Annotated in this window: 14 protein-coding genes; 7 read left to right on the top strand and 7 right to left on the bottom strand. The window is 39.5% G+C overall.

Annotated features, from left to right (window positions below; genetic code table 11):
- Positions 1-483 precede the first annotated feature (483 nt).
- Both Q0R37_RS12480 and Q0R37_RS12485 read left to right on the top strand, forming a co-directional pair.
- On the top strand, positions 484-852 hold the full coding sequence (locus Q0R37_RS12480; protein ID WP_294754811.1) for a helix-turn-helix transcriptional regulator: 369 nt from the start codon (positions 484-486) through the stop codon (positions 850-852).
- Positions 833-1,885 (top strand): DNA cytosine methyltransferase, encoded by a 1,053-nt coding sequence (locus Q0R37_RS12485; protein ID WP_294754813.1) that lies wholly within the window; start codon positions 833-835, stop codon positions 1,883-1,885. Before Q0R37_RS12480 ends, Q0R37_RS12485 begins: the two co-directional genes overlap by 20 nt.
- A gap of 39 nt (positions 1,886-1,924) precedes the next feature.
- Here the strand turns inward: Q0R37_RS12485 and Q0R37_RS12490 are convergent, their stop codons facing one another.
- Genes Q0R37_RS12490 through Q0R37_RS12510 form a run of 5 tightly spaced genes read right to left on the bottom strand, consistent with a single transcriptional unit; the run spans position 1,925 to position 6,768 of the window.
- Positions 1,925-2,326, bottom strand: coding sequence for a hypothetical protein (locus tag Q0R37_RS12490; protein WP_294754815.1), 402 nt, complete (start codon positions 2,324-2,326; stop codon positions 1,925-1,927).
- Between the two features lie 20 nt (positions 2,327-2,346).
- Positions 2,347-2,766: a very short patch repair endonuclease gene (locus tag Q0R37_RS12495; RefSeq protein ID WP_294754816.1), complete on the bottom strand. Its 420-nt coding sequence runs from the start codon at positions 2,764-2,766 to the stop codon at positions 2,347-2,349.
- Entirely contained in the window at positions 2,766-3,740 is a 975-nt protein-coding gene (locus tag Q0R37_RS12500) for a restriction endonuclease PLD domain-containing protein (RefSeq protein WP_294754817.1), read from the bottom strand. The genes Q0R37_RS12495 and Q0R37_RS12500 overlap by 1 nt, the downstream gene beginning before the upstream one ends.
- 1 nt (position 3,741) lies before the next feature.
- Complete coding sequence (locus Q0R37_RS12505; RefSeq protein ID WP_294754819.1) at positions 3,742-5,604, bottom strand: Z1 domain-containing protein; 1,863 nt, start codon at positions 5,602-5,604, stop codon at positions 3,742-3,744.
- A gap of 3 nt (positions 5,605-5,607) precedes the next feature.
- Positions 5,608-6,768, bottom strand: a complete 1,161-nt coding sequence (locus tag Q0R37_RS12510; RefSeq protein WP_294754821.1) for a restriction endonuclease PLD domain-containing protein — start codon at positions 6,766-6,768, stop codon at positions 5,608-5,610.
- A 231-nt stretch (positions 6,769-6,999) separates the two neighbouring features.
- Between Q0R37_RS12510 and Q0R37_RS12515 the strand changes: the two genes are divergently transcribed.
- Positions 7,000-7,863, top strand: coding sequence for a hypothetical protein (locus tag Q0R37_RS12515; protein WP_294754823.1), 864 nt, complete (start codon positions 7,000-7,002; stop codon positions 7,861-7,863).
- 190 nt (positions 7,864-8,053) lie between these two features.
- On the opposite strand, the gene Q0R37_RS12520 is transcribed toward Q0R37_RS12515, so the two are convergent.
- Positions 8,054-9,004 (bottom strand): virulence protein RhuM/Fic/DOC family protein, encoded by a 951-nt coding sequence (locus tag Q0R37_RS12520; RefSeq protein WP_294754825.1) that lies wholly within the window; start codon positions 9,002-9,004, stop codon positions 8,054-8,056.
- 170 nt (positions 9,005-9,174) lie between these two features.
- Complete coding sequence (locus Q0R37_RS12525; RefSeq protein WP_294754827.1) at positions 9,175-10,461, bottom strand: restriction endonuclease; 1,287 nt, start codon at positions 10,459-10,461, stop codon at positions 9,175-9,177.
- Between the two features lie 135 nt (positions 10,462-10,596).
- On the opposite strand from Q0R37_RS12525, the gene Q0R37_RS12530 reads away from it, so the two are divergent.
- The 4 genes from Q0R37_RS12530 to Q0R37_RS12545 all read left to right on the top strand — a co-directional run.
- Positions 10,597-11,109: an AAA family ATPase gene (locus tag Q0R37_RS12530; RefSeq protein WP_294754828.1), complete on the top strand. Its 513-nt coding sequence runs from the start codon at positions 10,597-10,599 to the stop codon at positions 11,107-11,109.
- On the top strand, positions 11,106-11,732 hold the full coding sequence (locus Q0R37_RS12535) for a methyltransferase type 11 (protein WP_294754830.1): 627 nt from the start codon (positions 11,106-11,108) through the stop codon (positions 11,730-11,732). The genes Q0R37_RS12530 and Q0R37_RS12535 overlap by 4 nt, the downstream gene beginning before the upstream one ends.
- 6 nt (positions 11,733-11,738) lie before the next feature.
- On the top strand, positions 11,739-12,128 hold the full coding sequence (locus Q0R37_RS12540) for a hypothetical protein (protein ID WP_294754832.1): 390 nt from the start codon (positions 11,739-11,741) through the stop codon (positions 12,126-12,128).
- Between the two features lie 105 nt (positions 12,129-12,233).
- Positions 12,234-12,411 (top strand): AraC family transcriptional regulator (locus Q0R37_RS12545; protein WP_294754833.1); only part of this gene is annotated, 178 nt, incomplete at its 3' end.

The raw sequence follows: 12,411 nt of genomic DNA on the forward strand, positions 1-12,411 counted from the left end.
TGACTATGCACAAGCCGATGCATATGGCGGTTGTTTATTTTGCCCTCTACTTATAGGGGAATGGGAGAGGCGCTTTGCAACCCTATTTCACATAATTTTCACTTTAATTTGTAGAGCTGCATAAAAGCCGGCTGAATAAAACTCGCGTTTTTATCGTTGCCTTATTGTCGCCGATGAGGAGGACGCCTTTCAATACCATCTACTTATAGAGAACTGGGAAAGCCGTTTTGCACAGCCATTTTTCAAATCTTTGGATAAACGCACAAAAAACAGCACCTGCAATTGTGTATGTTGCAGGTACTGTGCCGACATATCATTCAACTATTTATTACAGCATTAACTGTACATTTAGCAGAAACAGAATTACATGGTATTCCATATGTACATGAAAAGCTAAGCAATATTTCTATAAGGCAGCAAATTTTAGAAAAAAGTTGACAAATAGCAGCAAATATGTTATAATGCCAGGTGGAGGTGTGCTAAATGAATGAAATAGGTATTTATATAAAACAAAAAAGAGAGTCTTTCGGATACTCTCTTAAACAATTAGCCTCTCTCTGCGGAACAAGTGATAGTGAACTATATAAAATTGAAAAAGGGTCCAGAAAAAAGCCAAACTGGAAAATTCTCTGTGGAATCGCCAAAGCTCTTGATATACACCCTTTTGAAATACTTCTCAAAGCCGGATATATAACAGACAACGATATCTCTCCTGATAACAGAATAAAAAGGCTAAACGATCTTTCTTCCAGTGATTTAGCATTGGTTCAGCTCTATATTGATTTTTTAATAGCCAAAAGAAATGGAAATCTGAAAGGAATGGGTGAAAACAATGATTTACAGATTAGGTGAATTATTCTGCGGACCAGGAGGCATAGCATGGGGAGCAACTAACGCAGACATTGATGATCCTGAATATGGCATTGTTCACCAATGGGCAAATGATTATGATGCAGATACCTGCAGAACATATAGACATAATATATGCCCTGACGCTCCTGAAACTGTATATCACGAAGATATACGCAAGTTTGATATGTCCCAGCTCGCACCTATAGACGCTCTTGCATTTGGTTTCCCATGCAATGACTATAGTGTTGTTGGCGAGCAAAAGGGAATGAACGGCGTTTATGGTCCTCTGTATTCTTATGGCGTAAAAGCTCTTAAGCAGTTTAATCCTATATGGTTTTTAGCAGAAAATGTCGGAGGCTTACGTAATGCAAATGACGGAAAAGCTTTTACAAAAATTATTTCAGAGCTTAAAGACGCAGGATACCAAGTTGTTCCTCATTTATACAAATTCGAAGAATATGGTATTCCGCAGGCAAGGCATCGTATTATTATAGTGGGAATTAGAAACGATATTGATGTCGTTTATCATGTCCCGTCAACTGCTCCTTATGAAAATGTTGATAATTCTTGCAGAACAGCTATTGAAAATCCACCTATTCCACAAGATGCGCTCAATAACGAGAGAACCAAGCAATCTTCTCAAGTAGTTAAGCGTCTTGAACATATCTTACCTGGACAAAATGCGTTCACAGCTGATTTGCCTGATGATCTTAAACTTAATGTTAAGGGAGCTAAAATAAGCCAGATATATAAAAGACTTGATCCAGATAAACCATCATATACTGTAACAGGAAGCGGCGGCGGCGGTACCCATATCTATCATTGGGCAGAACCGCGTGCATTGACCAACAGAGAAAGAGCAAGGCTTCAAACATTTCCTGATGATTATGAATTTATCGGAAGCAAAGAATGCGTAAGAAAACAGATTGGTATGGCTGTACCATGCAGAGGAGCTAAAATAATTTTCGAGGCAATTCTAAAAAGTTTTGCCGGTATACCTTACGACTATATCGAGCCTAATATTAATGAATAAAATTAGCGGTGTTCTAACATTTGAACACCGCTTTTATCTTTATATTATTTCAAGTAAAATCTCTGTTGGGCTTGTAAATACAACTTTTATGCTATTTTCTGTTGTAGCTCCAACATATTCAAACCATTCGCCTAATCTTTTCAGATCACCTTTGATTGCAAAATTTTTAGCATACGGATCACCAGCTCTGCTGCAGCCTTGAGCAAGAAGAATTTCATTTTCTAAAAAGCCATCACTTGAAGTTACATAAAACTCGTTATAGCCTAAACCCACCTGCAGATTATTCGAGTTGTATATTTCGTATTCAATGGCATATTTTTTTGGAATGGCAAAATAAGCCTCTCCTTCAATAGGCGGTCTATTCGTTGGATTTCGATATGTTCCCCAATCATGCTGTGCATTTCCAATCGGAACAATAAAAGAATCTCCTCTTTTAGGCATAGTCAGCTCCTCCTTATTATTTAAATTTTATTAATTATACTTTTGTATAATTGAGACAAATATTCATCAGCCACTTTCTTCTTCAGCTGGCATTCCCAGATTGTAAGTACACGCCAGCCTTGAGATTCAAGCTGTGCAGTGTTAGCTTTATCACGATCAATATTGCCGTTTATTTTTTTAGTCCAGTATTCAATATTACTCGCTGGCATAACAAACCGCCCACAATCATGCTTATGCCAGAAGCAGCCATTAACAAAAACTACCGTCTTATATTTTCTCAAAACTATGTCAGGCTTTCCGGGCAGAGTACGCACATTTTTCCTATACCGCAAGCCCTTTGAAAACAGGTACTTACGAACAATTTCCTCCGGCTTAGAATTTGTGCTTCTGATATGTGACATATTCATACTGCGGATTTCTTTTGAATGATTATCCGCCATTATCGCTCACCCAAAGCCTTACTCGGAGAAAAGTCCATATAATACAATTCTTCATCTATTCTTGCAAATACAACATCAGTACGTCCATAACGCTCTAAATCCTCTCTTGTAACTGGGTGTCCGTTTGGCAAATTAAGTCTGTTGCGGAAATACTCACCCAAAAGAGAGTTATTCATTGGTGTTGTCAACGCTTTGTTGTTTTGCTGTTCTACCCTTAAAATAAGCTGATGCCCGTCATCTGTCAATACTGTAAAGTGACGATCAGTCGGGAAGAAATCCTGTCTTGCAATTTGAATTGGTATTCTTATATATGCTTCATTATGATTCCGTTTATCTCGCTGTCCCCAATTTAAGCCTGATGTTCCTGCAACAACACCTTTATTTGTAAGGAGAGAAAGACTAACGCTGTCAACCGAGCCGCAGGATATCCTGCCGATCAATTCAGCTTCATCGTCAAGAATAGGATGATTGTTGCGAATAATTATCATATCATCAATTTCTGAATGATTACAGTAACAGGATCTGCTTTCAACATCGCAGAAATACTCAAACGCTTCTCTTGGTGAGCATTCCTCCATAATTTCACGCCTTGATGAAATAAAAGCGTTTTGAGTGAAATCTGCTGACCCCATAAAAGCTCGTTCTGGCTTTTCTCCCTTAAGCCAAATATATAGATTTGAGTGCTCAGGCGGATTATCTGATAAATAACTGCAGCTAAAAGACCGCACACTCTTTGAAGTATATACGTTATGGAGCGACACAAAACCTTGATGAGCAGGAATACTGATTCCATCAAAGGGCGTCATACCAACAATAATTGATATATCAACAGCATCTGTTTTCTTTTCCTGAAGCTGTTTCATATACCACGATGCCATATTGGGTGTTGCATAGCTGCTGAGAATAAGCAGCTTATCAGCCCCTGTCAAAATTGGATCAAATAAAATTGATTTTGTTATATCTCCTGTTATCATATTATTCTCCCTGAGTATCGTCTTCTATTACATCATAGTACATTGTTCCATGCGGAAGCTTAATATTAGGTATCCAAAGCTTTCTGCCTTTCCAGCCTTTATTGCCTGTAATCTGATACATGGTCAATACAGGTTTATCAGTAAACTGACCGCCCAATTTCCAGTCGTTTGGAGAAAGCAAAGCACCAGTCCCCTGAGCAATATCTCTTTCACGCCTTACGATCAGAATTCCTTGTCCCGCAGGAGTATCTGCAAGCATAGTATCCAATACGGACATAAAAGCAGACAGCTTAAAATCGGGACTTGGAATGATATGCGACAACACTTCCTTGATAAATCTCAGGCTCACCTGATAATAAGGCTCTGTGTTGTCAAAAACTTTCAGAAGCTCGGAAATGCTTTCGATGGTATCATTATCAGGATAGAACGGATAGTAGTTTGTTCCGCCCGATATAATCTCAACGTGTTTATTGTCAAGCACATTCTTTCTGGTAGGATTAAGACCTTCGGGATAATAAATCTTAACATCATCTATGCCGCGCTCGATTTGAGCGATGATAGAGTTATTCGTAGAATTTATATCAGAGAACAGCTTATAAAGATGCTCGTCAATATAAATCATCATCATCCCTGGATCACGGTCATATCCAAACATTCGGCTGTGCTGCCACATTGTATCCGCCTGCGGTTTCTTGCTTGTTCTTGTATAGTAGATAGTCTGCAATCCAGGGAATGTAACACCTCTGCCGAGTGTATTTCCTCCGATAACGATATTGCTTCCCTGAGCATAAGCAGAGCTGTCAACTTCGTTAGTGCCGTTCATTATGTAAACATTGATTTCATCGTTCTTTACAAGTCTCTCAGCTTTGCTGAATATAACATCATCAGAGAGTTTAGCGGATTTCTGCGGATTGAGTGATGTACTATGCCTTAGTATTTCTGCCTTAAACTCTGTATTGTTAGCTTTGCACCATTCCAGCACTTTCTTTACTTCTTTTGCAAAGGTGTTGTGTGCCGACTGCCTCACACTTGGATGAATAAGGCCATTGCAAACCTTTCCGCCAGATGCAAGCACCTGAGCTGATACTGCGATATGGCGTAAAACTGCTTCTTTTGTATCTTCTTTAACAGTTTCAAGAAATGTTATGCAGTCGGACTTCTGAGAGGATGGGAAGAAGAAATCTCCGCCCAAATAGGCACTTCCAGGCTGAAAATAATAGGTGAAATAAGGGTGCCAGCCCGATGCCATTGTTTGAAGCAGGATAGCCTGCGGTGTGCCCGTAACTTGGAGATACAGACTGCTTGTTGCTCCATTCTTGATAGAATTGAGATACTTGTTGATTGAAGAAAATTGATTGCCTTTGCGGTTAATAAAGGTATTGAGAGATGCAGCATCCGCCTCATCATCAATAATAAAAAGCGGATTGCCTTTCATAAATCCCGTAGTATTGAAGATGTTAGCCCATTTTCTTAATACTCTGGAGTTCTTTTTCAGAATGATAATTGCAGGCTGTATAAGGCTGTTTTCAACGAACAAGCCTGTATCATCTTCTCCGCAGATACAAAAACCTTCCAGATCAGACTTTACACGCTCTAATGTCTGAGCCTGCAAAACAATATTATCTGTTGTAAGTATCAGAAATGCAGGAAAGCCTAAATCAGCGGCTTTGCATAAGATGCCAAACATCTGTCCTGTCTTGCCTGATTGAACATTTCCGAAAAGGAGTCCAATTTCATGACTTGTAAATGAAAATGTGCTGATATAGCTCTTTCCAATATCCTCTGCGGTTTTTGAGATAGACTCTGCGAGCTTCTCGTTACCCCTTGCTATGATTTTGTTCAGATAGGTTTTAAGATACTGCATATATTATTCCTCGTCTTTGGAAGAAATAAACTCAACGATCCATACGTCAAGCTCATTTCCGTCCTCGTCTGCTGCTTTCTTATTGGTCTTAGTAAATGTAAGACTGTCACACCCATAGGCTTCAAGCATTTCCTTTGTTATCATGCCTATTCTGTCTGTATCCTTTTGTGTATCATGTACGGGTGTAACCAAACCTGCAGCAGCAATTCTGCCTTTGAGCCAATATCCTAAGATATGCTCACTTCCTACAGCGTTAAGCTGTTTGTTGTTATCGCTGGTGGTATGTGCCTTGAACATAAAGCCGTCATCGGTTACGATAAAGAATGGTTCATTTCTCTTGGGGTATCCAGGCAATGTGTAAACACTGCTCGGAACAGTTATCTGAAATTCATACCAGTTTCTTGATTTAGGTCTTTTCGGATTTCTCGTGTCAAGAGAATAGCAGACATTGATATTGGATTGAGTATAGTGCTTTTTATCGTCCATAAATCTCTCGGAAAAGGCAGGGACTTTCAAAGGAAGCGTAAATGTTAGATCGGTTTTATGTTTCCTATACAGCTCTATGTCATTCTTCGGAAGCTCTTCAACGGTATCAATACCCGTAAGAGATACATTTTGTTCTCTGATAAGCGGCATATCGTCGACATCAGCAATATTGATTGAGCAGATAGGCGCTTTTATGCGCTCCACAATATCTGCAAGCTCCTGTGTTTCAGAGAGGTCCTCAGTGAGAGAGCATAGCTCATACTGACGGCGGTTATTAGCTTCAAGTTTGAGAACGCCTAAATTTGCAGAGCCGATGACAGCGGAAATAGGTGTATTATTCTTATAGAAGCAGTACACCTTGCCGTGATATTTCAGCGAGCGCACAATGCGGATTTCACCAATACCCATATCCTGCCACTTTTTATTGATCCTAACAGCAGTATGATATGTTTTTTCAGGCATTCCCTCGATGTAGTACATTCCAATGGCAAGAACAATCTGCTTGATCTTGTTTTCACAAATCAATCTGTCAAGCTCCTCAAGAGATGCCAGAGAAACATAACCCACTGCAATATCAACCCTGTCCGATTTAGCTATTTGCTGTCTAATGCTGTCATCTATCGTTTCCTGATTATCCTGTATTCCCAATGGAAGCATATCTGAATATAGTATTTTCATAAAATCCCCCGTGCATTAAGATTGTGTATAAATTATTCGTTTCAATTATAGCATATTTTGTTTGTTTTGTAAATAGAAACTAAAAATTCAACTTCTATTTCAGAAGAAGGTGATGCTATTTTATTGACTGATGCCATTATGCATGTTATAATGAACTCAGTTCCTCAATCAACTCCATATTCTTTTCATACATATATAGCATTATTAATCAAGCGAAAGGCTGACAATAATATGAGTTTTATCTATGCAGAAAAATCACAAGAAATAATAAACGGGCAAACTATTAATCATACCAATATATTCAGCGATACTAAAACCACTCTTATAGGTGCATATAAGCGAAATTGGAGTCCTGAAGCCCGTACTATGATAAATAAATACGGTTTTTCAAAAATAATAAATATTGCTCCTAAAATCGCTGTAGCATTTGCGGGAAATAACACAGGGAACGCTCATGCTTTATTGGAGTGGTATTATTCCCAATCGATTATTACTGTAGACGACATAATTGATAAAGCTTACGAAATTCATATGTCTGTCGACAAGGACGACATCGAATTTATAATATGCTACGCTGACGATAACAACGAAACGCATATTGCAAGTGTTAAAGAACAAATCATTCAGCGTGAATGCTCTTCTGCTTGGATTGGCTCGTATGCCGCCTTTCGAAAACTTCAGGAACTGAGAAGCAGCCATACAACATCCTTCGAATTGTTTCGAACCGTTGTTGACGAATGCAAAGATGATTCTGTAGGCGGATTGATCATTTGCGATAAATATTATGAATATAGTCAACAGTTTGAATTCCAGGAACGATTGGAAGCGATTGCTTATCGAAAACAAAGTGTACGTTTAGACCAAGCAGTACAATTCTCGCGGTCTTCCGAAACAGGCGATTGCACAATGCATTATATAGGAGATCCTAACGATGTTATTATAAGTTTTTTCCAGAATAACACAACCTTAGTTTATTCGAACAGATACCGCTACACTGAGAAGGATGCCAACGATCCTTATACCAATAAATTTTTATTGCCAATGATTTTTGACTCTTCAACAGGTAAGCCATTAGAAGTAATATGCTCAGAATAAAATCTTCATTATTATCCCCTATATTTCATAACTCAATATCAAAAAAGCTCCGCTTGACTATATATCAAACGGAGCTTTTCCTTTTTGCGTACACACTGAAATTAAACCATTTTTTGCTGATAATAAAAAGATCTGAAACATTATAAATACCGTCTGCACCAAACAGTACCGCCGTTCAATATTCTCATTCTTATTTTATCATACAATTCATAATAACGCTTATCATCATTTCCTTTTCGGCAGGCTGAGATTCAGCTATCATGATGGTCAGCGCCGCAAGCGTCTGGTCAGCAATTGTCTTTTCTGTTTTGGCTTCGTCAAGGAACAGAGCAGCATTCTTGTCGAGAAAATACAGGAACATCGCAGCGGCAATTCGCTTGTTACCGTCAGAGAATGAATGGTTCTTGGTTACGAAATACAGCAGATTTGCAGCCTTTTCTTCCAGTGACGGGTATATCTCAACACCGCCGAATTCCTGATAGATATTTGCAATACTGCCCTTGAAGGAATCGTCCTTCTCGTTGCCGAATAGCTCGCTGTCGGATGCAAATTTCATTTCGCTGATGACCTTGCGGCACTCGTCATAATCAAGCATATAAACAGCCTTGTTTCCCTTTGGCTTGTCAAGAGTCTGATGATCGTAAGCATCAAGCAGGTCAAGTGTAGTGTTGAACTTCTCAATCACCGAAAGCACCTGCTTTGCATCAAGCTGATTTTCTGTACGCTTCATAATGCGTATTACCTCACCTATCTGTTCGATACGCTTATTATTAACGGCATAGCCCTTGATTATGTAATCTTTCAGCACACTGTTCGCCCATTTGCGGAACTCAACACCACGCTGAGACTTTACACGGTAGCCAACGGAGATTATCACATCGAGGTTGTAGTATTCGATGTCTCTTGTAACTTCACGCTCCCCCTCAGTTTGAACTGTTGCAAATTTTGCAACAGTTGCCGTTCGCTCAAGTTCACCCTCTTTGAAAACGTTTCTGATATGCCTTGATATAGTTGATTTATCACGATCAAAGAGGTCTGTGAGCTGATCCAGCGACAGCCATACTGTATCACCGTCGGTATTAACATTGAGCTTCACAGCGTGGTCTGCGGTCTCATATATAATTATCTCGTTTTTATCCATTAATATCACCTGCTAATCAATAGCTTTTTTACCATTATACTACATCAACCGAAAAAAAAGCAATAAACTAAATCATGCAAAACTCCGCCTGAAAACACATCAGACGGAGTTTTTCTTTAGTAGTCAAACAAGAAATTATACTTAGACGCCATAACTTCTTTATGATACTATTATTCCAATATATCTTCAGGAATACGAGATAGCCTTGAATACTTGTGTGTCAAGGCTGCTAAATAAGCTTTTAGCGAGATGTTTTGAGTTTTTAATTCTCTTTCAACTATTTCAGTTATTTTTGCTCCATTGATCATCATAATTGGATAATTATCCTCTTTAACTTCTTGCTGAACAGCTTCAGAAAAGAAAGACGTTGTTACAAACGCTCCTATCCAACCTCGCTTTAAACGTGCAACTGTTCTGGCTATATCACGTCCATTAACTGGTTTTGTTGGATCATTACATTTTGCTTGTCCAAGAACAATCACTCTTACCGATGCTAATTTGTCTCGTCCTAAATCAACACGAAGAACGAAATCAACACCACCATCTCCAGATGATTTGGTAATCCAGCCTGGCTTACACTTTGCGCCATTTTCTTCTATAACCTTGAGTGTTATTTCCAAAGCAAGGAATTCAAACTCATGTTTATCAGAATTTCTTGCTTTTCCGCCATAATACTCATAAATCTCTTTAAGTAATTGAGGGTTATCAGTCTTTTGTTCATTTTTCTTTACTAATCCAAGAGAGGATATAGTACGCCTTATCAAATTTAGCTTTGTATTGCCTTCCTTAATCCAAGTTTTCCATGACTTTGGCGCAAATTTCATGGTTTCTTTTGTTAGCAGCAAACCATTACAGCGATCTGATATCCATCTCCAATCAAACTGTTCATTATTATCCGCAAGCGACAATACACAAAATGTAAATAGATAATTTGAAAAATATCCTTTACTGTTATGATCATACTGTGTTACCAACTCAACTGACTCCAGAATACCAAAACCTTGAAATATTGCGTTCCCTTTTGGTCTGCCATCATATGAACATCTCTCAAAAAAAATAATAGGAATGGCTTTCTCCAATCTAACCTTCTCGTCATTGCTGTTATAATAATTCAGCAATGACAGCAGTTTTTTATTCCCAGGAGCTTCTTCAGGTTTGCCGCTTCCGTATTTGTTATCGCCATAGTATTTTACATATCCATGATCTGGAACATATCTATCGTGCCAAGGCGTATCTTCACTGCCTGCTTTTCTTGGCGTACTGGAAATTATTATTAAAGGACAACGCTTTTCTATTTTATTGATTTCAACCTCTTTGGCCTTATGAATACCTTTTTGGAAATCAAAACCATATTCAGGAGTATTAGTTTCAAAATAATAATTAGGCAGGCCATCAACAATTGGTCTCTCTGGCTGATGCTCTTTTGGCATTCTATAAACTGTTCCTATTTTTAGCATATGTACTCCTTTCATTGGCTTGTTATCTTTTTTTAAGTATACCATATCTCAGATGCTTTGTCCAACATTCTGATTGAAAAACGCCCCCAAATATGATATAATTATGGAAACTATCGGAAAGGAGCCGCGGCTACTATGATAATACTGATAACAGGTGCTTCGCATACAGGGAAAACGCTTCTCGCGCAGAAACTGCTTGAAAAATACAAGTACCCTTACCTGTCTATCGACCACCTGAAAATGGGACTTATAAGAAGCGGTCAGACCGAGCTCACTCCCTATGACGACGACAAGCTGACGGCATACCTCTGGAATATCCTGAAAGAGATGATAATGACTGCCATTGAAAACGAACAGGATCTCATAATCGAGGGCTGTTATATTCCCTTTGACTGGAAGAACAGCTTTGACGCCGACTATCTGTCGCAGATAAAATACATCTGCCTTGTTATGAGTGAAAGCTACATAACCAGCCATTTCAGTGACATTGTCAGCTTCGGGAACGCTATCGAGAAAAGGCTCTCCAATGACCTCAGTATTAAGGACGTAATACAGGACAATCAGGAATATCTTCGCGGCTGTCTCAGTTACGGACTTGACTATTTTCTGATAAATGATGAATACGATTTGGAAAGGTGCTGTATATGAGCAACCCATGGGAAGAAATAAGTCTTGACGACTACGAAAAGCACATGAGCCTTGATTCTGTGCGGCAGCTTCAGGCTCTCGATTCCATAATGAAGGAACAGTTCTCCGCCTATCCTGTGGAGACCGCCGCAGTTCTGGGAGTTGCAGGCGGAAACGGACTTGAACACATTGACGCCGACAAGTTCCGCAGGGTCTACGGTGTGGACATCAATGCGGACTATCTCCGTGCGGTATCTCAGCGATATACTCAGCTTTCGGGCATACTGGAGTGCCTGCACATCGACCTTATAAACGAGGCAGAGAAGCTCCCGCAGGCACAGCTTCTGATAGCGAACCTGCTTATCGAGTACATAGGCTACGGAGCGTTTCAGCGAGCCGTTTTGCAGACCGCTCCCGAGTACGTTTCCTGCGTGATACAGATAAACACGGACGAGGAGCAGTGGGTGTCGGAGTCGCCGTACCTGCGAGCTTTCGACAGGCTTGACGAGGTTCATCACCAAATGGAGGAAAAGGCACTCACGGCTGCCATGAAGGAGATAGGCTACTCGCTGATATTGCAGGAGTCATATCCACTTCCAAACGGCAAGGCACTGGTGAGGCTGGATTTTAAAAAGGAAGGGTGATTTAATATGTCAGAAATAAATGAAATATACTATGAAGGTTACGAAGGTGAACCCGAAATCTTATTTATCATCGAAAATAATGGCATTAAGCGTAAAATGCTTGGTATCTGGGACGGATTTCTGAATGACATTCTTTCTGATGTTAAACCAACCGATAAAGGCTGGGTTGGTATCGCTTATTACTGGCATATTGGAATGTTTGAAGATGAACATTGGCTTAGGGACAAGCCATGGCGCATAGATGACCTTTCATCAGTCTACAAGCAATTAACATCAATAAATCATGATATGCGTGTTTTTCGGTATTATGATACGCTCGCTGTACTTTGTAATATCATTGATCTGATAAAAGAAGCTATGGAAAACAAAGAGGAAGTATTAATCTATCGTGATTGAATAATGTTCAAACATATAAACGTATCTGACACAAGAAGCCACAAAATATCAGGACAGCAAACTCTCACGATGTTATAATAAAATCACACTAAAGGAGGGAAAACAATGAACTTAGCCACATGTATTCAGAAAGCTATCGACTACATCGAAGCGCACATCACCGACGAACTTGATGTGGCGGAGGTCGCAAGTCAGGCGGCTTGCTCGCCCTACTATTTCCAGAAGATTTTCGGTATACTGTGCGGTATCACCGTAGGCGAATACATCCGTAACAGGCGGCTCA

The sequence above is a fragment of the uncultured Ruminococcus sp. genome (assembly GCF_946415235.1).
In the GTDB taxonomy this organism is placed as follows: Bacteria; Bacillota; Clostridia; order Oscillospirales; family Ruminococcaceae; genus Ruminococcus.